General features: G+C 66.9%; 20 protein-coding genes. 8 read left to right on the forward strand and 12 right to left on the reverse strand.

Going from position 1 to position 23,039, the window contains the following annotated elements; all coding sequences use genetic code 11:
- Nucleotides 1–275: 275 nt before the first annotated feature.
- Nucleotides 276–488, forward strand: coding sequence for a hypothetical protein (locus ACP696_RS12930; RefSeq protein WP_426013615.1), 213 nt, complete (start codon nucleotides 276–278; stop codon nucleotides 486–488).
- Here ACP696_RS12930 and ACP696_RS12935 read toward each other — a convergent pair.
- Entirely contained in the window at nucleotides 448–2,124 is a 1,677-nt protein-coding gene (locus tag ACP696_RS12935; RefSeq protein ID WP_426013616.1) for a phosphatidylglycerol lysyltransferase domain-containing protein, read from the reverse strand. The genes ACP696_RS12930 and ACP696_RS12935 overlap by 41 nt on opposite strands.
- A gap of 198 nt (nucleotides 2,125–2,322) precedes the next feature.
- Between ACP696_RS12935 and ACP696_RS12940 the strand changes: the two genes are divergently transcribed.
- From ACP696_RS12940 to ACP696_RS12950, 3 genes are read left to right on the forward strand one after another with little or no spacing between them, the layout of a single operon-like run.
- Nucleotides 2,323–3,543 (forward strand): acyl-CoA dehydrogenase family protein, encoded by a 1,221-nt coding sequence (locus tag ACP696_RS12940; protein ID WP_426043868.1) that lies wholly within the window; start codon nucleotides 2,323–2,325, stop codon nucleotides 3,541–3,543.
- A gap of 15 nt (nucleotides 3,544–3,558) precedes the next feature.
- The gene (locus ACP696_RS12945; RefSeq protein WP_426043869.1) at nucleotides 3,559–4,170 is read left to right on the forward strand and encodes a 2-hydroxychromene-2-carboxylate isomerase; all 612 of its coding nucleotides are present in this window, start codon (nucleotides 3,559–3,561) and stop codon (nucleotides 4,168–4,170) included.
- Nucleotide 4,171: 1 nt separating this feature from the next.
- On the forward strand, nucleotides 4,172–5,320 hold the full coding sequence (locus ACP696_RS12950) for an acyl-CoA dehydrogenase family protein (protein WP_426043870.1): 1,149 nt from the start codon (nucleotides 4,172–4,174) through the stop codon (nucleotides 5,318–5,320).
- A 315-nt stretch (nucleotides 5,321–5,635) separates the two neighbouring features.
- Here the strand turns inward: ACP696_RS12950 and pyk are convergent, their stop codons facing one another.
- The 11 genes from pyk to fliL all read right to left on the reverse strand — a co-directional run bounded on the left by pyk (nucleotide 5,636) and on the right by fliL (nucleotide 19,665).
- Nucleotides 5,636–7,066 carry a pyruvate kinase gene (gene pyk, locus ACP696_RS12955; protein WP_426043871.1) on the reverse strand — a complete coding sequence of 477 codons (1,431 nt, stop codon included), beginning with the start codon at nucleotides 7,064–7,066 and terminating at the stop codon, nucleotides 5,636–5,638.
- Nucleotides 7,067–7,271: 205 nt separating this feature from the next.
- A complete protein-coding gene (locus ACP696_RS12960) occupies nucleotides 7,272–8,288 on the reverse strand; it encodes a LacI family DNA-binding transcriptional regulator (RefSeq protein ID WP_426043872.1) in 1,017 nt (338 codons plus the stop codon).
- Between the two features lie 125 nt (nucleotides 8,289–8,413).
- The gene (gene glk, locus ACP696_RS12965; protein WP_426013628.1) at nucleotides 8,414–9,403 is read right to left on the reverse strand and encodes a glucokinase; all 990 of its coding nucleotides are present in this window, start codon (nucleotides 9,401–9,403) and stop codon (nucleotides 8,414–8,416) included.
- A 12-nt stretch (nucleotides 9,404–9,415) separates the two neighbouring features.
- A complete protein-coding gene (edd, locus tag ACP696_RS12970; RefSeq protein ID WP_426013629.1) occupies nucleotides 9,416–11,227 on the reverse strand; it encodes a phosphogluconate dehydratase in 1,812 nt (603 codons plus the stop codon).
- A 4-nt stretch (nucleotides 11,228–11,231) separates the two neighbouring features.
- A complete protein-coding gene (pgl, locus tag ACP696_RS12975; protein ID WP_426013803.1) occupies nucleotides 11,232–11,924 on the reverse strand; it encodes a 6-phosphogluconolactonase in 693 nt (230 codons plus the stop codon).
- A 7-nt stretch (nucleotides 11,925–11,931) separates the two neighbouring features.
- Entirely contained in the window at nucleotides 11,932–13,395 is a 1,464-nt protein-coding gene (gene zwf / locus ACP696_RS12980) for a glucose-6-phosphate dehydrogenase (protein ID WP_426013631.1), read from the reverse strand.
- A gap of 247 nt (nucleotides 13,396–13,642) precedes the next feature.
- Complete coding sequence (locus ACP696_RS12985; RefSeq protein ID WP_426013633.1) at nucleotides 13,643–16,525, reverse strand: tetratricopeptide repeat protein; 2,883 nt, start codon at nucleotides 16,523–16,525, stop codon at nucleotides 13,643–13,645.
- A gap of 8 nt (nucleotides 16,526–16,533) precedes the next feature.
- On the reverse strand, nucleotides 16,534–17,316 hold the full coding sequence (locus ACP696_RS12990; RefSeq protein WP_426013635.1) for a MotE family protein: 783 nt from the start codon (nucleotides 17,314–17,316) through the stop codon (nucleotides 16,534–16,536).
- Entirely contained in the window at nucleotides 17,313–17,897 is a 585-nt protein-coding gene (locus ACP696_RS12995) for a DUF6468 domain-containing protein (protein ID WP_426013637.1), read from the reverse strand. Before ACP696_RS12995 ends, ACP696_RS12990 begins: the two co-directional genes overlap by 4 nt.
- A complete protein-coding gene (fliM, locus tag ACP696_RS13000) occupies nucleotides 17,894–19,027 on the reverse strand; it encodes a flagellar motor switch protein FliM (protein WP_426029753.1) in 1,134 nt (377 codons plus the stop codon). Before fliM ends, ACP696_RS12995 begins: the two co-directional genes overlap by 4 nt.
- A gap of 26 nt (nucleotides 19,028–19,053) precedes the next feature.
- Entirely contained in the window at nucleotides 19,054–19,665 is a 612-nt protein-coding gene (gene fliL, locus ACP696_RS13005; RefSeq protein ID WP_426013641.1) for a flagellar basal body-associated protein FliL, read from the reverse strand.
- Nucleotides 19,666–19,889: 224 nt separating this feature from the next.
- On the opposite strand from fliL, the gene flgF reads away from it, so the two are divergent.
- The 4 genes from flgF (at nucleotide 19,890) to flgH (ending at nucleotide 23,022) form a co-directional block, all read left to right on the forward strand.
- Complete coding sequence (flgF, locus tag ACP696_RS13010) at nucleotides 19,890–20,627, forward strand: flagellar basal-body rod protein FlgF (protein ID WP_426013642.1); 738 nt, start codon at nucleotides 19,890–19,892, stop codon at nucleotides 20,625–20,627.
- A gap of 13 nt (nucleotides 20,628–20,640) precedes the next feature.
- On the forward strand, nucleotides 20,641–21,429 hold the full coding sequence (flgG, locus tag ACP696_RS13015; protein WP_426013644.1) for a flagellar basal-body rod protein FlgG: 789 nt from the start codon (nucleotides 20,641–20,643) through the stop codon (nucleotides 21,427–21,429).
- A gap of 4 nt (nucleotides 21,430–21,433) precedes the next feature.
- Complete coding sequence (gene flgA, locus ACP696_RS13020; RefSeq protein WP_426013646.1) at nucleotides 21,434–22,186, forward strand: flagellar basal body P-ring formation chaperone FlgA; 753 nt, start codon at nucleotides 21,434–21,436, stop codon at nucleotides 22,184–22,186.
- Between the two features lie 116 nt (nucleotides 22,187–22,302).
- Entirely contained in the window at nucleotides 22,303–23,022 is a 720-nt protein-coding gene (gene flgH / locus ACP696_RS13025) for a flagellar basal body L-ring protein FlgH (protein ID WP_426013648.1), read from the forward strand.
- Nucleotides 23,023–23,039: the final 17 nt, after the last annotated feature.

Below are 23,039 nucleotides of genomic sequence, written 5' to 3' on the forward strand. Positions count from 1 at the left end.
AGCGACCTCCCGTGCCTTGGGGTCTATCCCCTTTACGCTCCATGGCGCTGCGGCCGTCATTTCGAATCGATCTCCCAAACGCTCTGGGGACCAACGCTAGACACCGATTCCTAGCGTGTAAACGCAACCAAAAACGCTACATATAGCGTTGATCGTTCTTTGCTGTGGATGGTTAACAGGCACAAGTCCGAATCTATGTACCTAAGATTCGGCCCAACGTGGTTAACGGACGTTAACCATTTACACGGCCGATTGTCGCAGGCCATGAGGGGCCGATGGACCTGACCACGACAATCGCGGCCGCACTGGCCGCCCTCGCCCTGACCGTGTTTTGCGGCTGGCGCGGAGGGCTTCCGCTCAATGTTTTAAAGGGTCCGCGCATGATGCCGTGGCGGCCGCTGATGGTCGCCGGCGCCGTGCTGGCGCTGTTGCTAACAGCTCACGCCCTCAACCTGCTGGGGCTGAAGACGGGCGACCCGCGCTACTAGGTCGCGGCCGTTTCGTCAGGCCGGAGACGCCGCCCGACGACAGCAAACCGATATCGGCGAGCAGAAAAGGGATCGCCCACTTGTGAGGCGCGGCAATGTAGCGCGGCTGCCAGACCGGATCGTACTTGTCCTTGTACCGCCGTACGCCCTGGAAATTATAGATTTCCTCGCCGCGCTCGTAGAGCAGACGCCCCACGCGCGACATGATCGGGGCTAGCGGCCGGTCATCCAGGCCGGCCAGGGGCGCGACGCCGAACTCGAACGCCTGGTAGCCCTGTTCCTTGCCCCAACCCAGCAACTCGACGAACAGGTAGTCCATGACATTCTTGGGCGCTTCCTCGGAATAGCGCATCAGGTCCATCGAGAACGACACCTTGCCCGCCGTGGTCCAAAGGGTGGCGAAGGCGACGATCTGGTTTTCGACCCGCACCAGGGCGACGGGGAACTCGGCGACATAGCGTGGCTCAAAGCCCCCCATCGAAAAGGCTTTCTCGCCCCCGGCGTGGTGGCCCAGCCAGACGTCGGAAATGGCTTTGAGGTCGTCCATCACCGCACGGACCTGATCGGCGGGTATGACCTCGAAGGCCGCCCCGCCTTCCCCGGCCTTGCGCCAGTTACGGCGCAGCACCTCGCGGCGGCGGCCGGCCATGGAGAAGGCCTCCAGCGGCACGGCGGCGCTCTCGCCGGTTTTCTGGATGGCCAGGCCTAGGTCGACGCTGTCGGGCAGGTCGCCTGGGCCGAGGGCGTAGAAGCCGGCGCGGGCGGCGTGGGCGTCGGCCAGTTCGCGGAACCGCCAGAAGAGCTCCATGCGCTCGTCCTCTCGGCCCACGGGAGGTCCCATGGCGATCCACGAGCGGCCGCGCACGCCAAACATCAGGAAGCTCTCCCCTGAGGCCGAGAACAGAAAACGCTTGTCGCCCAGCAGCGCCAGGTTCGATGGCGGCTCGGCGGCCTCGGCCTTGGCCAGGATGGCGCGGACCCGGTCGAAGTCGGGATCGGTGTCGTCGACCACTGGCGGGGTCGCCGGGGTGGAGATCAGCCGCCAGACGCCTATGCCCATCAGGGTGATGGCGGCGGCGGCAGAGGAGCGGATGGCGCGGGCCACGTCCTTGTCGCCGATCATCTTCATCACCGACTGGTCGGCATATTCGGTGTGGCGGAAGGTCCACCAGCCGCATAGCGCCACCCCGCCCAGGGCGGCGGCGGCCGACAGCAGCCAGCCGGGCGTGATCTCCATCCGAAACAGCGCCGCCTTGCGTGGGAAGGCCTCATGAAACGGCAGGATCGCCAGCAGGATAGCGGTCAGAATGACCGTCTCTTCCCAGTTCAGCCCCTTGAACAGCGCCAGGATCGCGCCCCCGGCCAGGCAGACCAGCGCCGCCCACCAGGCCGCGTCGAGGCGCGAGCGCAGGCCGAAAGCCAGCAGGATGAGGACGAGGCCGAGGATCGACGAGATGAAGTGGCTGACCTCGATCAGCGGGCCAGGCGCGATGGCCACCCAGATCGCGAAGCGGGTCGGCTCCGAGGGCGTCGCGCCGGAGGCCAGCAGCAGGATTCCCGCGCTCGCAGCCAGGATGGCCGCCAGGGTCGGCGCAACGGCCAGGGCCGCCGGTCTTAGTTCAGGCGCGGACGGCATCTAGACCCCTGGGAGGCGAATCCCGAGCGGGACACGTCATCGGTCCCCTGTATAGCCCGGCTTGCCGACCAGGGTCGCCCGCCACGTGATAAACGGCCGTTTGAATCTTGGCTTGCCCCAGCCGTTTCCTGGCGTAGTCTGCGCTCCGACGGCGCGGATAAGCGTCGCGGCGACGCGCGAGCATTCGGGAGAACAGCCATGGCGGATTTTGGCGGCAGCGAACTGGATGCTTTCCGCGCCGAGACGCGGGCCTGGCTGGAGACCAATTATCCGACGTCGCTGCACGCCCCGATGGGCGAGGACGATGCGCCTTGGGGCGGCCGCAGGTTCCAGTGGAAGAACCCCGACGCCAAGCTTTGGCTGGACCGCATGGCCGAACGTGGCTGGACGGCGCCCATGTGGCCGGCGGAATATGGCGGCGGCGGGCTGTCCAAGGCCCAGAACAAGGTGCTCGAGCAGGAGTTGCGCCGCCTCAAGGCCCGTCCGGCCCTGATGAGTTTCGGCGTCTGGATGCTGGGGCCGGTGCTACTGGAATACGCCACCGAAGAACAAAAGAAGCGCTTCCTGCCGCAGATCGTCCGGGGCGAGTCCCGTTGGTGCCAGGGCTATAGCGAGCCGGGCGCGGGCTCGGACCTCGCGGCCCTGCAGACAAAATGCGAAGCCATTATCGACAAGGATGGGGGCGATCACTGGCTGATCAACGGCCAGAAGGTGTGGACCAGCTACGCCGACCAGGCGGACTGGATCTTTTGTTTGGTGCGCACCGACACCAGCAAGAAGCACGAGGGAATCTCGTTCGTGCTGTTCGACATGACCTCGCCCGGCGTCGAGGCGCGGCCGATCAAGCTGATCAGCGGCAGCTCGCCGTTTTGCGAGACCTTCTTCGACAATGTGAAGGTTCCCAAGGACCAGCTGGTCGGCAAGGTCAATGGCGGCTGGGACATCGCCAAGCGGCTGCTGCAGTACGAACGGCAGAACATCAGCGCCTCGGGCTTCGGCGGCGGCGGCGGGCTGGATCTGGTCGAGGCGGCCAAGAAGGAGATCGGCGTCGACGCCCTGGGCCGCCTGGCCGACGGTGACCTGCGGGCCCGCATCGCCCAGCACCGCATGGACGCCCATGCCTTTATGCTGACGGTGCGCCGCGCCGAGACGGAGTCCAAGACCGGTTCCGGCCCGAGCGCCGCCGTCTCGATCATCAAGTACGCGGCCGCCAAGATGAACCAGGAGCGCACCGAGCTGCTGGTCGAAGCGCTCGGCCTTCAAGGCCTGGGCTGGGAGGGCGAAGGCTTCGAGCGCGACGAGCTCAACGCCCTGCGGGCCATGCTGCGCGCCAAGGGCAACTCGATCGAGGGCGGCACCAGCGAGGTCAATTTGAATGTCGTCGCCAAGCGGGTGCTAGGCTTGCTGGATCACCAGTAGCAACGGCGAAGACCCATGATCGAGTTTTGGTACGAGTTCGGCTCCACCTACAGCTATCCCGCTGCCATGCGGGTCGAGCGCCTGGCCGAACAGGCGGGCGTGACCGTGGAATGGCGGCCGTTCCTGTTGGGGCCGCTTTTCCACGAGCAGCAGGGCCTGACGGACAGTCCGTTCAACACCTTCCCCGTGAAGGGCGACTACATGTGGCGCGACCTGCAGCGGGTCTGCGACATCGAAGGCCTGCCGCTGGTCCGTCCCAGCCAGTTTCCGCGCAACGGGCTGCTGGCCGCGCGGGTGGCGATCTGCGGGCTTGAGGAGGGCTGGACCCCGGCCTTCAGCCGCGCCGTCTACCAGGCCAATTTCGTCGATGACCAGGACATCTCGCAGGCCGAGGTGCTGGCGCCGCTGATCGCCTCGGTCGGCGCGGGTCCTGACGCCGTGCTGGCCGCCGCCAACACAGACCCGATCAAGGCCCGCCTGAAGGACCATGTCCGCCAGGCCCAGGAGCGCGGCCTGTTCGGCGCGCCCAGCTTCGTCACCGCCGACGGCGAGCTCTTCTGGGGCAATGACCGTCTCGAGACCGCCCTCGAATGGGCTGTCCGCCATCAAACCTTGGAGCACGCCTGACATGGCCGTCCTGACCGAAGAACAGACCATGCTGCGCGACGCCGCCAAAGGCTGGACGCAGGACAGCGCCCCGGTCGGCGCCCTGCGCAAGCTGCGCGACGGCGGCTCCAAGGCCAGCTTCGACCCGGCGACCTGGGCCGAGATGGGCGCCATGGGTTGGGCCGGGGTGATCGTGCCCGAAGAGCATGGCGGCTCGGGCTTCGGCTATCTGGGGCTGGGGCTGATCCTGGAGGAAACCGGCCGAAGTCTGGTGGCCTCGCCTTTGCTCTCCACCGCCATGATCGCCGCCTCGGCCCTGACCCTGGGCGGCTCAGACGCCCAGAAGGCCGCCTGGCTTCCGAAGATCGCTACAGGCGAAGTCATCGCGACCCTGGCCATCGACGAGGGCGCTCACCACGCGCCGCTGAACCTCGGCCTGTCAGGCACGGCCTCCGGCGGCGGCTTCGTCCTCAACGGGATCAAGACCTTCGTGCTGGACGGCGACGCGGCCGACCTGCTGATCGTCGTCGCCCGCACGGGCGGCGCGGCGGGCGACAGCGACGGGATCACCCTTTTCCTTGTCCCGGCCGATGCAGCGGGCGTTACACGAACGCATCTGGCCCTGGTCGATAGCCGCGGCGCGGCGCGGATCACCTTCGACGGGGTTCAGGTCGGTGCGGACGCTGTGCTGGGCGAGGTCGGCGCCGGCTGGGCGATCCTCGAACCGGTCCTCGACCGCGCCTATGCGGGCCTGGCCGCCGAGATGCTGGGCACGGCCACCGCAGCCTTCGAGATCACCCTCGACTACATCAAGACCCGCACCCAGTTCGGCCAGGTCATCGGCGCCTTCCAGGCGCTGCAGCACCGCGCCGCAAAGCTGTTCACCGATCTGGAGACCACGCGCTCCTGCGTCGAGGCCGCCCTGGAAGCCGCCGACGCCCATTCGTTGACAGGGGGGGGTGACACCCGCCTGCTGTCGTCGCTCGCCAAGGCCAAGGCCAGCGAAGTGTTGCACCTGGCGTCCAATGAGATGATCCAGATGCATGGCGGCATCGGCATGACCGACGCCCATGACGCCGGCCTCTACATGAAGCGCGCGCGGGTGGCCGAGGCCCTTTTCGGCGGCCCGTCGTTCCATCGGGATCGTTACGCACGGCTTTCAGGGTTCTAGCCGCAGCCCGCTCGCCCAGGCTAGAGCATTTCCCGACCTGACTGCGTCAGGCCGTGAGCTCTAATCTTTTGTTTTGACACATTTTTCTTCACGCGAACCGGAACCACTTCGCTCGAAAAATGCTCTAGCCTCGAAGACTACCTCCAGGTCATCGAGGAAGCAGCAAAGTCCATGCGTTGACACGTGAGGCGACAGGGCCAAGCAGGTCGATATCCTCGATCGGCCGGGCCTGGTCGCCCTGACCTGCGAGCGCTAGGGGGCGGTGCGGTGCGGCGGGGATACCAGCGACTGCTGCCGGTGTCTTTCACCTGACCTCTACCGCTTGCGCGCCGGGAACGGCGCATGGGCCAGACGCAACAGATTAGCGGCCCCAGGCGCGCCGAAAGGGGTGCCAGCCACGATCAGCAGGCGTTCGCCCGGACCGACAAGACCCAGATCCACGGCCTTGGCGATGGCGTCGGTGGTGACCACCTCGAGGCTATCGGGCTGGGCGGAGACGCGGGCTTCAACGCCCCAGACCAGGCACATGCGACGCACGGCGTCGATCTGCGGCGACAGGGCGAGGACCGGCTGCAACGGCCGCTCGCGCGCCAGGCGGCGGGCCGTGGCTCCGGTGGTGGTGAAAGCCACCAGGCACTTGGTCGAGCCGGACTTGGCGGCTTGGGCGGCGGCGACCACCAGCACGTCGGCGTCCTCGTCGTCATGCGGTTGCTCGGCCTGCATCAGTTCAGGCCAGCGCGGGTCGCGCTCCACCCGCTCGATGATGCGGCTCATCATCGCCACGGACTCTTCTGGATAGTCGCCGGCCGCGCTTTCGGCCGACAGCATCACCGCGTCCGCGCCCTCATAGACGGCGTTGGCGACGTCGGAGGCCTCGGCTCGAGTCGGGGTGGGCGAGCTGGTCATGGATTCCAGCATCTGGGTCGCAACGATCACCGGGATGCCCCGTTCACGCGCCGCGCGCAGGATGATCTTCTGGGCCACCGGCACTTCTTCGGGGGCCATCTCCACGCCGAGGTCGCCACGCGCGACCATCACGCCGTCGCAGAGGTCCATGATCGCGCCGAGGCATTCCAGGGCCTGGGGCTTCTCGATCTTGGCCAGCACGGCGGCGCGGCCTTCGACGATGCGGCGCAACTCGGCCATGTCCTCGGGGGCCTGGACGAATGACAGAGCGATCCAGTCGACGCCAAGACGGAGGGCGAAAGCCAGGTCCTCGCGGTCCTTCGGCGTCAGCGGCGACATCGGGATCACGACGTCCGGCACGGCGACGCCCTTGCGCTCCGACAGCTTGCCGCCGTTGACCACCTTGGTGTTGGCGTAGCCGGGGCCAGCGTCGGTGACGGTCATCCGCAACTTGCCGTCATCCAGCAGCAGGGTCGCGCCGGGACGCATGGCCACCAGGATCTCTGGATGCGGCAGGCAGACGCGAGTTTCGTCACCGGGCGCCGCGTCGCTGTCGAAGCGAAACGCCTGGCCCGCCTTCAGCGAGACCGGGCCCTTGGCGAACTTACCGACACGGAGCTTGGGACCCTGCAGGTCCGCCAATATGCCCAGCGGCCGCCCGACCAACGCTTCGGCCGCGCGGATGGCGTTGTAGGCCGCAGCGTGGTTTTCGTGGCTGCCGTGGCTGAAGTTCAGGCGGAAAACGTCGGCGCCGGCCTTGGCCAGTCTCACAATCATCTCGTGCGAACTACTGGCCGGACCGATGGTGGCGACAATGCGGGAGCGGCGCGCGCGGATCATGAACCTGCTCCGGTGAGGCTGAACAATGCTGCAACGCGGCAACAAATGACGCATTGCGGGAAGTTTTTGCGTCGGGCGAACATCATTCTCGAATTTCGCACCTGACAACGTTGTCTAACGATCCCGTTCCGGATTCGCCATTGCTGACTTAGCGTCAACGTCTCGGGGATTCCATCCATATTACCGGATGGGCGATTTGGAGCGCTTAGCGGACGGGACCGGTCGACTCGCGGACCACCAGCTGGAAGTCGAGCAAACGCGAGGGCGGAGCCTCGCCTTCGCCGCGCTTGGATCCCCCCAGCAGCAGGTCGGCGGCGGCCGCGGCCATAGCCTGGATCGGCTGGCGCACGGTGGTGAGTTGCGGCCAGACCACCTTGGCGCCAGGCGTGTCGTCGAAGCCGGCTACGGACAGGGTTTGAGGCACCTCCAGACGTAGGCGATTGGCCACCGCCATGACGCCCAGGGCCATGTCGTCATTGGAGGCGAAGATGGCGGTGGGGCGGTCATCGCCGGCGAGCAGTCGTTCGGCCGCCTCGAAACCGGAGCGGAACGAGAAATAGCCCTGCTCCACATGGTCCCCGCGCACGGCGTGGCCGTGCTCCTTCATCGCCTGGAGGTAGCCCTCGTAGCGCAGATGCGAGGCGCCGTGGTCGGGGTGGCCCTTGATAAAGCCAATGTCGGTGTGGCCGAGAGCGATCAGATGGCTGGTCATCTCATAGGCCGCGCGCACGTCGTCCATGCGCACATGGGCCGAGCGACCCAGGTCCTGGTCGGGCGACAGCCGCACATAGGGCACACCCTCGGCTTCCAGCACATCGAGCACGGCGGTGTTATCGCAGACGGGCGGGGTGAGGATCACGCCGTCCATGCGCAGGGTGTGCAGCATGGGCTCCACCTGGGCGGCGACGTCGCCCTGGGAGTCCAGGGGCTCGACGATCAGGTGGTAGCCCTCCTCCCGGCAGCGGGCGATCGCGCCCAGTTGCACGTCGGTGACATAGGCGGGGCTGGGGTTGTCGAAGAACACGCCGATCAGATAGGCCTTGGACCCTGCCAGGCTCCGTGCCGAGATATTGGGCCGATAATTCAAGGCGGCCACAGCCTCCTGCACCCGCGTGCGGGTGTCGGTCTTGACGTTCGGCTCGCGGTTCAGCACCCGCGACACGGTCTTGATCGAAACGCCCGACAGACGGGCGACCTCGTGGATCGTAACCTTGGAACTCAAGACTGGGCCTCGCGAAGCGTCGGGAAAGCGACAAGCCACGCAATAAGCCATGACAGCCTTGTCAAGGCGAGCCCCCTTTCGCGTGGAAAGCGAGCCGCCGTGCGTTGTTCTAGGTTGGACCCCCTTTAGGAGATCGCCGCCCGGCCATCCGGAGTCATGGCCACGGCTGCGCCGATCAGAGCGGTGTGCGGGTTCATGATCACGTGGGTGGGGATGTCGCGGGTGAAGTGGCTGAGCCGGCCTTTGGCCTCGAACCGTTCGCGGAACTGGCTCTTTTCCAGCAGATCGACGATGCGCGGCGCGATGCCGCCGGCGATGAACACCCCGCCCCGCGCGCCCAGCGCCAGGGCCAGGTCGCCCGCCGAGGAGCCGAGAATGGCGCAGAAGCGATCGATCGTCACCTTGCAGCAGTCGTGGCCGGCGACGCCCTCCTCGGTGATCTGCTTGGCGGTCAACTCATCGACCTTGCGGCCGTCGATCTCGCCCAGGATGACGTGGAGGTCTTCCATGCCGGGACCCGACAGCAGGCGCTCGATCGAGCAGCGGCCAAAGCGCTTGAGCAGTACGCGAAGGACTTCGATCTCGACCTCGTCGGTCGGGGCGAAGGCTATGTGGCCGCCCTCGGTGGTGAGGGGCGTCTCGACGCCGTGCCGGCGCACCATGCCCGCCGCGCCGAATCCGGTGCCGGGGCCTAGGATGGCCAGATCGCCCTCTCCCGAGGTCGGCAGCGAGCCGATCTGGCGTAGATCCTTGGGCGCCAGGCGCGGGGCGGCCAGGGCCTGAGCAGTGAAGTCGTTAATCAGCCTGGCCGAGCGGAAGCCGCCGGCGCGGCGCAGGCTGTCTTCCGACAGCTTCCAGTCGCTGTTGGTGAAGCGCACCGTGCCGTGCTCGATCGGACCGGCCACGGCCACCACCGCCTGGTCGGCGTGCTTGACGCCCATCTTGGCCAGATAGTGCTCGATGGCGTCCTCGGCCGTGCCGTAGTCCTCGCCCTTGTACGAGGTGGGCTCGATCAGCTGGGGATCAGCGCCGTCGAAATCGACCAGGGCGAACCGCGCGTTGGTGCCGCCAATGTCGCCAACAAGGCCCAGTCCGATGGAGTTCAAGCCGCTCATATCCGTCTCTTCCTAAGCAAACAGCACGGAGGCGCCGTGGTCGGACGCGCCGACCCCCGATCGCAACAGGCCGAAGAGTTCCCGCCCATAGCCCGGCTTGGACGCCGGGACGCTCGCCGGCGTGCGGGCGCGCAAGGTCGCCTCGTCCACCAGGATTTTAAGGTCGCCCGTGTGGGCGTTGAGAGAAATGACGTCGCCGTCCTGGACATAGGCCAGAGGTCCGCCCTTGGCCGCTTCCGGCGTCAGGTGGATGGCCGCCGGGGTCTTGCCCGAGGCGCCCGACATCCGGCCGTCGGTGACCAGGGCCACCTTGAAGCCGCGGTCCAGCAGCACAGAGATCGACGGCGACAGGTTGTGCAGTTCGGGCATGCCATTGGCCGACGGGCCCTGGAATCGCACCACCACCACCACGTCGCGGTCCAGCTCGCCGCGCTTGAAGGCGGCGATGAAGTCTTCCTGTTCCTGGAACACGGCGGCCGGAGCGGTAATCACCTGGTGCTCGGGCTTGACGGCCGAGATCTTGATCACCCCGCGGCCGAGGTTACCCTGCAGCAAACGCAGGCCGCCTTCGGGGCTGAATGGCTCGGAGGCCGGACGCAGGATGTTGAGGTCCAGCGACTCGTCAGCGCCCTCACGCCAGGTCAGCACGCCATCGACCAGGATCGGCTCCTGGGTGTAGCGCGAGAGGCCCGGGCCAGCGACGGTCAGCACGTCCTCGTGGGCCAAGCCCGCCTTCAGCAGTTCCTTGACCACGAAATGGATGCCGCCCGCAGCGTGGAACTGGTTCACGTCGGCCGAGCCGTTGGGATAGACCTTGGCCAGCAGCGGCGTGGCCTTGGAGATGTCGTCCATGTCCTCGAGGGTCAGGATGATCCCTGCGGCGTGGGCCATGGCGACCAGGTGCAGGGCCAGGTTGGTCGAACCGCCGGTGGCCATCAGGCCGACCACGCCATTGACCACGGCCTTTTCGTCGATCACCCGGCCGATCGGTATCCAGTCATTACCCTTGTGGGTGATGGCTGCGACGCGCTTGGCGGCCTCTTTCACCAGGGCGGTGCGCAGCGGCGTATGCGGATGCACGAAGGCCGAGCCCGGCAGGTGCAGGCCCATCAGCTCCATCAGCATCTGGTTGGTGTTGGCTGTGCCGTAGAAGGTGCAGGTGCCGGGGCCGTGGTAGCTGGCGCTCTCGGCGGCCAGCAGTTCCTCGCGCCCGACCTTGCCCTCGGCATAGAGGGCGCGGATACGGGCCTTTTCCGAATTGGGGAGACCCGAGGTCATCGGTCCGGCCGGCACGAACATCGCTGGCAGGTGGCTGAAGGTCAGGGCGCCGATCATCAGGCCCGGCACGATCTTGTCGCAAACGCCGAGGTACAGCGCCCCATCGAAGGCGTCGTGGGTCAGGGCGATGCCGGTGGCCATGGCGATCACGTCGCGCGAGAACAGCGACAGCTCCATGCCCGGCCGGCCCTGGGTGACCCCGTCGCACATGGCCGGCACGCCGCCGGCGAACTGGGCGGTGGCCCCGACCTCGCGCGCGGCCTCCTTGATCAGGGCCGGATATTCCTCCAGCGGTTGGTGGGCCGACAGCATGTCATTATAGGCCGAGACGATGCCGAGGTTGGGGGCGTTCGGGTCGAGGGCGCGGACCTTGTCGACGCCCGGCGAGGCCGCGAAGGCATGGGCCCAGTTGGCGCAGGATAGCTTGGCGCGACCCGGCTGGGCGGCGGCCGCAGCGTCGAGATTGGCCAGATAGGTGGCGCGGCTGCTCCGGCTGCGTGCGATGATCCGGGCGGTGACTTCCGCGATGACGGGGTTCATGGACATGGTGCTACTCCGCCCACAGGATACGGACCGGGGCGTGGTCCTGGTTCAAGATGGCGGCGATCGGCAGGCTGGGATCGACCGGCCCTTCAAGCAACATCCGCTTGGCCTCGCCAGTGACCAGCAAGACGATCAACGACGACTGGATCAACGCCTGGAAAGTCAGGCTGATCCGAGGCAGGTCCGGCGCGGGCGCGCCGGGCGGCACGGCGATCACCGTCCGCTCGGACGTGGGATCCAGGCCGGCCTCCAGCACCAGATTGCCCGGGAACAGCGAGGCGAAGTGGCCATCTGGGCCGACGCCTAGCAAAACGGCCCCGAACGGCAAGGCCTGGGCCACGCCCGCCTCGGCCTTTTCAGCCGCCTCATCCTGGGCCAGGTCCGCGAAATATAGCGGCGCGAACGCCGCCTTGGCCGCCTTGTCCACAAGCAGGTGACGACGGACCAGGCCCTCATTGCTGCTGGCGTCCGACGGTGGCACGCAGCGCTCGTCGGTCAGGGTGACGGTGACCTTGTCCCAAGGCGCGGTCAGCTTGGCCAGGCGGTCATAGACTGGGGCCGGCGTCGAGCCGCCGGTGGCGGCGAAGCCCGCCGCGCCGTGCAGGGCGACGGCGTCGGTCAGGGCCGAGACCAGCACCGAGGCGGCGGCGTCATACAGCGCCTCGCGCGACGGGAAGGTTTCGATCTCGGGGAGGGTCACGGCCACCCTACTCGTTCCAGGCCCGGCCTTGCGGCGCGATCAGCGCCGAGGCGCCGTGCGGACCCCAGGTGCCCGCCGCATAGGGCGCCGCCTCGGTGCCGGCCTCAGCCCAGGCAGCCGAGACGCCGTCGACGAACTTCCAGGCCTGCTCGACTTCGTCACGCCGAACGAACAGGGTGCGATCGCCCCGGAACACGTCTAGCAGCAGCTTCTCATAGGCGATCCGGCGGCGGCTGCCGGCCGAACTCATCGCGAGGGACAACGGGAGCGACTGCAGGCGCATGCCCTCTTCCGACAGCCCCGGGCGTTTGGTCATCACGGTCAGCGAGATGTCTTCGTCCGGCTGCAGATCGATGACCAGGCGATTGGCTCGTGTCTCGCCCTGGGCGGCGTTGCTGAAGATGTTGTGCGGCACGGGCTTGAACTGCACGACGATCTGGGTGCGGCGGTCGGGTAGGTTCTTGCCTGTGCGCAGGAAGAACGGCACGCCGGACCAGCGCCAGTTGTCGATATCGACCTTCAGGGCGACGAAGGTCTCCGTCTTCGAGGCTTTGCCGACCTCTTCCAGATAGCCTTTGCGCGCCGTGCCATCGACGACGCCCGCCACATATTGGCCGCGCACGGTGTCATGAGCGACATTGGCCTTGGTAAAGGGGCGAAGGGACCGGAGCACCTTGACCTTCTCGTCGCGCACGGCGTCAGGGTCGAAGCCCGAGGGCGCTTCCATGGCGACAAGGCACAGCAGTTGCAGCAGGTGGTTCTGCACCATATCGCGCAGGGCGCCGTACTCGTCGTAATAGGGCCACCGCTCCCCGACCTTCTCGGTCTCGGCGATGGTGATCTGCACGTGGTCGATGTGCTTGTTGTCCCACAGGGGCTCGAACAGCACGTTGGCGAAGCGCAGGGCGGTCAGGTTCTGGACCGTCTCCTTGCCCAGATAGTGGTCGATGCGGAAAATCTGACTTTCATCAACGACCACGCCCACCGCGCCGTTGATGGCGCGCGAGCTCTCGAGGTCGCGGCCGATCGGCTTTTCCAGCACCAGGCGGGTTTGCGGACCCGTGAGCTCAGCGGCTTGCAAAGCCTGACAGACCGAGCCGTACAGGCTCGGCGACAGGGCGAAGTAGATCACCAGTTCGCCGTGTTTGCCGATCTTGTCAGCCAGCGCCTTGGCGCCCTCTTCCTTGGTGATGTCGACCGAGATGTAATCCAGGCGCGCGGCGAGACGGCTCCACGCCCCCTCCTCCACGTCGGCGCGCTTGCCGAGCTGCTCGCGCACCAGCGCGCGGTAGCCGTCGGCGTCATGATCATGACGCGCCAAACCGATGATTCGCAGATCTTGCGGCAGCAGGCGATCGACTTCGAGGAAATAGAGCGACGGCAACAGCATCCGCAGGGCCAGGTCGCCCGCGCCACCTAGCAGGACCAGCACTTCTCGACCCGCTTCAGCGGTGTTCGTCTCTTCTGCCAATGTTTCCACCCTATGACAACGTTGTCATTACACGCCCCTCGGCGCAATGCAAGAGGCCGCCTGTCGAGCTCCCGACAGGACGGCGCGTGCGGCGCTTAACTAAGGGGTTTGCGCGATCGCCGCCATAAGACCAATCGCTTTTCCACGGCGATGGGGTCTGGGCGGGCGAGGCAGAGGCGAACGCCGCGAAACCAATGGGCAGGCAGGCAATTGGAAATCGCAAATTGCGACGATGAGGGCAGCCAGCCTACCCGGCCGCCTGCGCCCGGAAGCGGTCCTTCATCTTCGCCACCCAGCCGTTGAAGGCCTCGTTGTCGGCGGTGACCCGGCTGAAGTCGTCGCCGGACAGCGCCGCCGGATCAGCGCCCGCCAGGGCGACCCGCAGGCCGTCCGGATTGCGCGCACCGTCGATGAAGCCGCTGTAGTGCTGACGCAGGCGCCCCAGACCCGCGTCGTCGTCGGCCAGACTAAAGGCCACACCGGCGCGGAGAAGCTTGGCTTCCTCGTTGGTGGTCAGGGTTCCCGGCGTTTTCCAGCGATCGCCCAAGGCGCGTTCGTACATCGCGCCGGCCAAGGGCCAGGTGTGCTGCTTCCAGGCGATCTCGGCGCGGATATCCTCGGCATCGCCGACCTTGTCGCTTTCGATGACTTCCAGCGCCGCGTCGTAGCGGCCCAGACCCATCAAGGCGCGGGCGGTGGCCAGGCGACGCTCGGCGTTGAGGGCCGGCGGCAAGACCGTGGAGCGCGTGCTGTTGATGGTGTCCAGCGCGCTCTCAGGCTTGCGGTCCATCAGGTAGATCCAGGCCAGATCAGTGGCCACCTGAGCCTTGGGCACGCCGTTCAGGCGATTGTCTACCTGGTACTTGAGCAGCTTGGCGGCTTCGTCGAGCAGGTCGACATCGACCAGGCGGCGCACCAGGTTGCGGACCATCTGGTCGCCGTCGGCGCCGATCGGGGTCAGGTCCTGGAAGTCGTAGAACAGGCCCACCGCCTGGATCGGCTGCATGCCGTCGGCCAGGCCGTCGAGGAACAGGGCGCGGAAAGCCTGGTTGAGGTCGTTGCGCAACGCTACCGCCTGCGGCAGGTCGGGCAGATTGTTGCCTGCCGAGTGCAGCACCTCCAGGGCTTCGCGATAGCGGCCTTGCCTGATCTGCAATTGGCCCAAGGCCCGGATGGTGTCGAGCTCGGCGCCGTCGCCGCGCCAGCGGAAGCGCAGTTGATCCAGACCCTTGGCCGCGACGTCGGCGCTGATCTGGTTCTTGGCCAGGCGAAGTTGGATGGCGCGCAGGGTGGCGGGCGCGGCCAGACGGTCGATTCCGCACCGGGCGATGGCCTGGAACACCGGCAAGGCGCGGCTGTCGCCCTTGGCCTCGAAGGCCTTGGCCAGGGTTAAACGGAGCTCAAGCTGGTCCTCGACCGGGATGTTGGGCAGCTTCAGGGCCTGGTTGATCAGGCGGATAGCGGTCTCAGGCGCGCCGCCGCCGACGGCCGCCTCGGCCTGGGCGCCGAGGAACCGGGCCTGCCACAGGGCTGGAAACATGTTCAAGGCGCGAGCGCCGTCGACGAACTTGGCGTTGGCGTCAACCCATTGGCCGGACTTGCTGGCGACATAGCCACGCCACAGGGCCGCGGAGGGATCATCGGCCAGGACGGGCGAGGCGAAGTCGGCCTCTGCCTCGGTGTAGCGGCGGGCCATCACCTTGGCCACACCACGCAGGCCGCGGAATTCGGCGTCGCCCATCAGGGTCTGGTGCGCGCGACCAGCGGCATTGAGCACGCCGATCGCTTCGTACGACAGGTTCGAGCCGATGAGGAACCGAGCCAGGGCCATGCGGGGCGCGGTGTCGTCACCCTTGCCCGAACCGTCGCTGGCCGCCGGAATGGCGCTGAGCAGGGCGTCGTAGCGGGCCATGAAGCCGCCCGAGCCGGTCTTGGCCCAGTGTTCGGGGTCGATCAGGGCGGGCATGGCCATGGCCTGGGGCGCTCCGACCATGTTGTCGGACTGTTGACCGCTGGCGGCTGACGACAGGAGCAGACCCTTTGGGCGGCCGATGCGGACGATGTCGCCTTCGGCGCTCATCTGCAGGTCGCCGGAATAGCTTTCGACAGCCAAGCCGGTAGCCGATTGCAGCAAGGCCATCTCGACATAGTCGCGGCGCGACGGCAGGCCCTTGGACGGCGCCAGGGCGGTGGCGACGGCGATGTTATCGCCAACGGCCGGGTCGGCCACCCATAGGGTCTTGGTCGTGCCCGCGACATTGGCGGTAAGGGTCGCGGGGGCGGCGTTGTCGTCGCGAGCCACCCGGATCAGATCGGGCGCATCCTGGACGCCCGCGCCCAAGGCGATCGTCCATCCGCCGCCCACGCCGTCGGCGTAGAACGGCGTCCCTTGCGGGGTGCTGATGCGCAGGGCGGTGTAGTCGGGTCCCTTGAACGCCTGGATGCTGCGGTACTGCGGCGTGCCGGAAGGCAGCTTGCCGATGTCGAGCCGGGCCGGCGTGTCGAACACCACCCACACCGCCTCGCCCCTGCGGAAGACGGCGGCGCCGGCGGGATTGGCCCATTCGAAACTCAGCTGGATCTGACCGCCGGCCTTGGAGAACTTGACCGGCACAACGCCGCCCGCAGGCATCGGGCTGGGGCGGCGCGCGGCGGCCGCGGCGGTCTCGGCCGCCGGCGCCGGCGCATTGGCGGCCTGCTGGCGAGCGAACAGATTGACGAAGTCGTCGCCGTCCGCGTTTCCGGCCCGGAAGTCGGCGTCGTCGCTGAGGGTGATAGCGATCTCGACCACGCCGCCGACGTGGCGGGCCTCGGCCGAGCGCACCCAGCGCGGCGGCGAAACTTTCAGGACGGTGAGGTTGGGATTGGCGTCTCGCCGGAAGCGCAGCACCAAGGTCGCACCTTCGCGATGGGCCTGCATGCCGCGCGAGCCGGGGAACTCCAGTCGCGTGAAGTCGGGCGCTTGGGCGACGCGAACCTCAAGACCCCGCGAAGACGTCGAGGCGGACGCCTCGAGCGGCGGGGGATTGGGGGCACGACGCGGCGCGGCGGAGATCGACACCGACGGGGTCACGACCCCGAAAATGCAGATCGCCGCAACGCTCGATCTTAGCAATGCCCCCAGCCTCATTCCTGGCCTTAGCCGGTTTTCTTTGGCGCGGCCGGAGCGGCGCCGGCCAGCGGCGCGGCGGCCGCCTGGGAAGCTGGGGCGGCGGCGGCGGGCGGCGCATTGACGGCGGCCAGGGCGGCGCGACCCTTGGCGATGGCGTCGGCCGACATCCGGTTGGCGAGGCGCTCAGTCAGAATTTTGGCTTCATTTGGCGACATGTTGGCCAGGATCATGCTGAGCGTCCGCTCCTTCATCTTGGCGGCGATCGGCAGGCGCACGGAGTCGTCCAGCAGGGCCATCCGCGCGCCGGCATCCTTGGGCTTCATGGCCGAATAGACCAGCACCAGGCGGCCGGCCTCGGCCTCCTTCTGGGCGTCGGCCTGGCCGAGCAGGCCCTGGATCTCGCCCTTCATGCCGTTCAGGGCCTTCATCTTGGTGTCGAGCTTGGCCTCTGCGGCGGCCAGCAGTTGCAGTTGGACGTCGATATCCTGTTCGCGCTGATCTAGTTGGCCACGACGGGTCCCCAGGCTTTGCAGCACACGCAGCTCGGCGGGCGACAGGCCCGCTTCCTTGGCCAGGTCGTTAGCCGAGGGCGCGCAGACGCGGGGCGGCAAGGCTTGGGCGGCCGCGTCCTTCCCCACGTCGGCGGCCGATGGGGCCTTGTCGCTCTCCGGCTTGACCACGCCCTCGGCGAAGGCCTTGGCTCCGCTCAGCATGTTAGGCAGCGACTTGGCCCCGGCCAGGGCGTTGACGGCCAGCACGCCGACCACGGCGATCCCGACGATGGGCAGGATGCGCGGAACGTTTTTCATCGGCGGCCTCTAAAACTCGAACCCGGTCGCGGAGACTCTTCCGGACCATCGAACAGATCATCATCGATCCGCGCGCGTGAACGCGGGGTTTCCTTTGGCCCAGATGAGCGGGCGGCGGCAGGTGGCGGAGCGTCGCGGGGGATGCGGGCCTCGCGGTCCAGCAGCTTTTCGAAGTCCTCGGCCTTCAGCCGGCGGGCGGCTTCGGGCGAGGTCGCGGGCTCCGGCGCCCGCACCGGACGCGGGGGCGCGGCGGGACGCGGGGTGGAACGCTCGGACATCGCGCCGGGCGGCGGCGTGACCATCGGACGGTTCAGGCGCTCATCCAGCTGGGCGGCCAGGGCCTTGGCCTGGGTAATGCGGTCGCCCAGGGTATCGGCTGCCTCGTCGGTGGCGGCGCGCAGGTCGGCCAAGCCCTGTTCAGCCCGCATCGCGGCGCGGTCAAGATCGGCCACGGCCTTGGCGAAGCCTTCGTGGCTGTCGCGCAGATTCTTGAGGCGACGCTCCAGGCGCACGCCGAATATCAGCGCGAGCAGCAGCAGCACAGCCAGGAGACCGTTGAGGGCGATGGCCGTCATGCTCATTTCAGTTTCTGCACCGCTTTCCGGGCCGACGAGGTCAGGGGGGCCTCGGCCCGCACGGCGATCGAGTGGTTGCGGCGACCCATGCGGCCGCGGGTCAATGGGATCGAACCGGCGCGCAGCTCTATCAAGCTATCGGTCGTGGCGTTGAGCATCAGGGTGTCACCGACCTTCAGGTCCAGAACCCTGCTCAGGGGCAGTTGCTGTTCGTCTAGCACGGCGCGCACCTCCATCTGGGTGGTCCAGAGTTCGGTGGCCAAGTGGCCTTCCCAGATGTTGTCGCGGCCGAACTTCTCGCCCATGAACTGCTGGAGCAGCATCTTGCGGATGGGTTCGAGGGTCGCATAGGGCAGCAGAAGCTCGATTCGACCGCCCCGGTCTTCCATGTCGATGCGAAGCTTGACCAGAATCGCGGCGTTGGCCGGGCGGGCGATGGCGGCGAAGCGTGGATTGGTCTCCAGGCGGTCAAGCGTAAAGCTGACGGGATGCAGCGGTTCGAACGCCGCCTTGGCGTCGTGCAGCACCACCTCGACCATCCGCTGCACCAGCACCCGTTCGATGGTGGTGTAGGGACGCCCCTCGATGCGCATGGCCGCAGTGCCGCGACGGCCGCCCAGCAACACATCGACGATCGAGTAGATCAGGTTGGAATCGACCGTCAGCAGGCCATAATTGTCCAGCTCCTCGGCCCGGAACACGGCCAGGATGGCCGGCAGCGGGATGGAGTTTAGATAGTCGCCGAAGCGGATCGAGCTGATGTTGTCGAGGCTGACCTCGACATTGTCGGAGGTGAAGTTGCGCAAGCTGGTCGTCATCAACCGCACCAGGCGGTCGAAGACGATTTCAAGCATCGGCAGGCGCTCGTACGACACCAGCGCCGAGTTGATGATGGCGCGAATGCCGGTGCGGTCGTCATTGCCGTCGCCGGACATATCGAAGCCCAGCAGGCTGTCGATCTCGTCCTGGTTCAGGATACGCTCGGCGCCCATGGCGTCGCCGCCGCCGTCGTCCCAGCCGCCCATGCCGCCGCTGAAGTCGCCAAACTGGTTGCCGCCGCCGCCGCCGGCGCCGCCGGGCGGGTTCTCCTCGGCCCACTGGGCCATCGCGGCCTGATCGTCGATTTCGTCAGCCATATGGTTCGCCCCAACCAGCCCGCAGGCTAGTTGATCAGCATCTCCTCGATCAGGACTGCATTCACCTTGGAGGGTGCGGCGACTAGGTTCACGCGACGCAGCAGCTCGGCCCGCAGCTGGTAGCTGCCCTGGCTGCCGTTGAGATCTTCGGGGCGCAGTTCGCGCAGGAAGGTCTGGAACATGTCCTGCAGGCGCGGGAGGTTCGGCGTCAGGTTCTCGGCCGTCTCCTCGTCGGGCAGCTCGAAGGTCAGCTTCAGCTTCAGGAAGGTCGAGCGGCCGTCGGCCGCCTGCATGTTCACCACGATGTCGGGCAGGGTGTAGAACACCACGCCGTCGGGCCCCTCTTTGATCACCGGCGCGCCCGCAGCCGGAGCTGCGGCTTCGCCGCCGCCATGGCCACCCTTCTTCTCTTCCTTCTTTTCTTTCTTCTTCGGCTTTTCGTGACCCTTCTCGGCGTGCGCCTCGGGCTTGGGCTTCAGCAGCAGGAACGTCGTGACGCCACCGCCGATCAGCACGACGGCCGCTGCGGCCGCGATGATGATCATCATCGGCGGCTTCTTCTTGGCAGGAGCTTCGCCCTCGACGGCGCCCTCTTCGCCTTCGGGGGCGGGAGCTTCCTGGGGAGGTTTCTTGGCCACGCGCGCGGTTCCTTGGAATCTATGGATCTAGTCATGCGTGGAGCATGGTTAACGATCCCTTTTGAACGCCATTTCGCCGCAGGCTGAATCTGCCCGGCAGACTCTGGCCGCAGCCCGTCGTTAACCTTCTTTTTTGTTGAAATCGTTGATTTTTCTGAGTTGGCACAAGGGTTGCTTGTGAGGACGCAGCGCATTTGTCGCGCTAGCCGTCTCGGTAACCGGTCATGGACAACGCACTGTATGTGGGACTTTCGCGGCAGATGACTCTGCGCCGCGAGCTCGACGTCGTCGCCAACAACATCGCCAACGCCAATACGACCGGTTTCAAGGTCGAGCAGCTGATGGTGCGCACCGAACCCGCCAGGCCGGCCCGCACCGCCGGCGGTTCATACCCAGTGAAATTCGTGCTCGACGACGGCGTGGCCCGCGATTTCGGCCAGGGCGCGCTGAGCAAGACCGACGGCGACTTCGACCTAGCCATCGAGGGCAACGGGTTTTTCAAGGTTTCGACCGGCAGCGGCGAGCGCTACACGCGCGACGGCCGCTTCACCATGGGCGCCGACGGCAAGCTGCTAGCCCAGAACGGCAATGCCGTTCTGGACGACGGCGGCGGCGAGATCCTGCTGGATCCGCTCAAGGGCCCCGTCACCATCGCCAAGGACGGCACGGTCAGCCAGGGCGCCGAGCGCGCCGGCAAGATCGCCGTTGTGCGGATGGCCGACCTCGCCTCGCTGCGCAAGGACGGCGACAACCTCTATCGCAACATTTCCAACGACACGCCCCAGGCGGCCACGGATGCCGTGATCCACCAGGGCATGCTGGAAGCCTCCAACGTCCAGTCGCTCAAGCAGATCGTCAAGCTCATCGAAGTGAACCGCGCCTACGAGAGCGTGGCCAAGATGATGGACCAAACCGCCGAGCTTTCCCGATCCGCCGTCGAGCGGATGGGCAAGGTCCAGTAAGGGATAACTGAAGATGCAAGCGCTCCGCACCGCCGCTACGGGCATGGCCGCCCAGCAGCTGAACGTCGAGGTCATCTCGAACAACATCGCCAACATGAACACCATCGGCTTCAAGCGTGGCCGGGCCGAGTTCCAGGATCTGATCTATCAGACCATCGAGCGGGCCGGCGCGCAGTCGTCCAGCAGTGGCAACGTGGTGCCAACCGGGGTCCAGGTCGGCGGCGGCGTCAAGGCCGGCTCGGTCTATCGGATCCACGAGCAGGGCACCCCGACCATGACCAACAACGAGTTCGACGTGGCCATCCAGGGCAAGGGCTTTCTGCAGATCCTGCTGCCCTCGGGCGAAACCGCCTACACCCGGGCCGGCAATTTCGCGACCAATGACCAAGGCCAGATCGTCACCGAGGACGGCTACACCGTCCAGCCCGGCATCACGATCCCTCAGAACGCCGTGGCCACGACCATCAGCAAGACCGGCCTTGTGCAGGTGACGATGCAAGGCAATCCCGTTCCGCAGACCGTGGGTCAGCTGGAACTGGCCAACTTCATGAACGAAGGCGGCCTCGAGGCGGTCGGCGACAACATGTACATGGAGACCGCCGCCTCGGGCGCGGCCAATATCGCCGCCCCCGGCCAGCCGGGCTTTGGCACCCTGCTGCAGAACTACACCGAGGCGTCGAACGTCGACTCGGTCAGCGAAATCACCTCGCTGATCGTCGCCCAGCGCGCCTACGAGATGAACTCCAAGGTCATCACCACCGCAGACCAGATGCTGCAGACCACCTCGAACCTGAGGTCCTAAGCTGATGAAAGCGCTCGTCCTTTCCCTCGCGGCTTTCTTGGCCGCCACGCCCGCCCTGGCCGGGAACGCCGTCTCGTTGCGATCGGACACCACCGACGCCGACGGTCGGGTCACGCTGGGCGAACTGTTCGACGGCGCGGGCGCTGCTTCGGGCATGGTCGTGGCCACCCGCGTGGGCCCGACCGCCGTGCTCGACGCCTCTCAAGTGCAGATGGCCGCCCGACGGGCGGGACTCGACTGGTCCAATCCCGCAGGCATCCGCCGGATCATCGTCCGCGGGGGCGCCGAGGGCGGGTCCAGCGGCGGCCTGACCGGCGCCCCGCGGGGCAATGTGGAAGTTCTTGCCTATGCTCGCAGCCTGGCGACCGGCGAAATCGTCCAGCCGGAAGACCTGGTCTGGGTCAAGGTCGCCGCCGCGCCCAACGACGCGCCGCGCGACGCCGACGACGTGATCGGCATGAGCGCCAAGCGACCTTTGCGCGAAGGCGCCGCCGCTAGCCTCCGAGATGTTTCCACCCCAACGGTGATCAAGGCGGGCGATATTGTCGCGGTGACCTACGAGGACGCCGGCGTGGCGTTAACCTTGCAAGGCAAGGCCATGGCGGCTGGGGCCGTGGGCGATAGCCTGATGGTCCAGAACACCGCCAGCAAGAAGATCATCGAGACCGTGGTCACCGGCCCGGGCTCCACCGCCGTCGGTCCCCAGGCCCAGCGCTTGAGGGCCTCTCGCAACACCCTGCGCTACGCCGCTCGCTAGAGCATTTCCCGACCTGACTGCGTCAGGCCGTGAGCTCTAATCTTTTGTTTTGACGCATTTTTCTGCACGCGAACCGGAACCACTTCGCTCGAAAAATGCTCTAGAAGGTCCTGCTCATGCGCCCCGCCCTCGTCGTTCTCGCCCTCGCCCTGTTGCCGCTCGCCGCCTGCTCCACCGTCACCGAGGCGGTGAAGGGTCCGGAACTGGCCCCCGTGGGTTACCCCGCGCAACTGGCGCCAATGACCCAGCAGATCATGAGCCCGCCTCCGGCCGCCTCGTCCAACTCGCTATGGCGCACCGGCGCCCGCGCCTTCTTCAACGACCAGCGCGCCAGCAAGGTCGGCGACATCCTGACCGTCAATATCGACATCGATGACAGCGCCACGACCAAGAACCAGACCTCGTCGTCGCGCACCTCCAACAGTTCGCTGGGGGTGCCTAACTTCCTGGGCCTGGAGTCAAGCCTCGGGAAGATCCTGCCGGGCGGCTTCGATCCCGCCAACATGGTCAACACCAAGTCGGGCAATTCCAACGCCGGGGCCGGGGCGGTGAACCGTTCGGAAAAGATCAGCCTGACCATCGCCGCCGTTGTCTCGGGCGTGCTGCCCAACGGCAACCTGGTGATCCAGGGCACGCAAGAGGTGCGCACCAATACCGAATTGCGCCAACTGACCGTGGCCGGCATCGTGCGGCCTGAAGACATCTCCTCGGCCAACACCATCAAGCACACCCAGATCGCCGAGGCCCGCATCAGCTACGGCGGCCGCGGCGACATCAGCCGCGTGCAAAAGACCCCGGCCGGCCAGTCGCTGGTCGAGAAATTCTCGCCCTTCTAAAGGCTTGGTCCTGAACA

This window comes from Caulobacter sp. DWR3-1-2 (assembly GCF_049896225.1).
GTDB lineage: Bacteria > Pseudomonadota > Alphaproteobacteria > Caulobacterales > Caulobacteraceae > Caulobacter.

Bases quoted from the DNA above. Each gene is read 5' to 3' on its own strand.
- ACP696_RS12930 (WP_426013615.1), top strand. From the start codon at position 276: ATGGACCTGACCACGACAATCGCGGCCGCACTGGCCGCCCTCGCCCTG.
- ACP696_RS12935 (WP_426013616.1), bottom strand. From the start codon at position 2,124: ATGCCGTCCGCGCCTGAACTAAGACCGGCGGCCCTGGCCGTTGCGCCG.
- ACP696_RS12940 (WP_426043868.1), top strand. From the start codon at position 2,323: ATGGCGGATTTTGGCGGCAGCGAACTGGATGCTTTCCGCGCCGAGACG.
- ACP696_RS12945 (WP_426043869.1), top strand. From the start codon at position 3,559: ATGATCGAGTTTTGGTACGAGTTCGGCTCCACCTACAGCTATCCCGCT.
- ACP696_RS12950 (WP_426043870.1), top strand. From the start codon at position 4,172: ATGGCCGTCCTGACCGAAGAACAGACCATGCTGCGCGACGCCGCCAAA.
- pyk (WP_426043871.1), bottom strand. From the start codon at position 7,066: ATGATCCGCGCGCGCCGCTCCCGCATTGTCGCCACCATCGGTCCGGCC.
- glk (WP_426013628.1), bottom strand. From the start codon at position 9,403: ATGAGCGGCTTGAACTCCATCGGACTGGGCCTTGTTGGCGACATTGGC.
- edd (WP_426013629.1), bottom strand. From the start codon at position 11,227: ATGTCCATGAACCCCGTCATCGCGGAAGTCACCGCCCGGATCATCGCA.
- ACP696_RS12985 (WP_426013633.1), bottom strand. From the start codon at position 16,525: ATGAGGCTGGGGGCATTGCTAAGATCGAGCGTTGCGGCGATCTGCATT.
- ACP696_RS12990 (WP_426013635.1), bottom strand. From the start codon at position 17,316: ATGAAAAACGTTCCGCGCATCCTGCCCATCGTCGGGATCGCCGTGGTC.
- ACP696_RS12995 (WP_426013637.1), bottom strand. From the start codon at position 17,897: ATGAGCATGACGGCCATCGCCCTCAACGGTCTCCTGGCTGTGCTGCTG.
- fliM (WP_426029753.1), bottom strand. From the start codon at position 19,027: ATGGCTGACGAAATCGACGATCAGGCCGCGATGGCCCAGTGGGCCGAG.
- flgF (WP_426013642.1), top strand. From the start codon at position 19,890: ATGGACAACGCACTGTATGTGGGACTTTCGCGGCAGATGACTCTGCGC.
- flgG (WP_426013644.1), top strand. From the start codon at position 20,641: ATGCAAGCGCTCCGCACCGCCGCTACGGGCATGGCCGCCCAGCAGCTG.
- flgA (WP_426013646.1), top strand. From the start codon at position 21,434: ATGAAAGCGCTCGTCCTTTCCCTCGCGGCTTTCTTGGCCGCCACGCCC.
- flgH (WP_426013648.1), top strand. From the start codon at position 22,303: ATGCGCCCCGCCCTCGTCGTTCTCGCCCTCGCCCTGTTGCCGCTCGCC.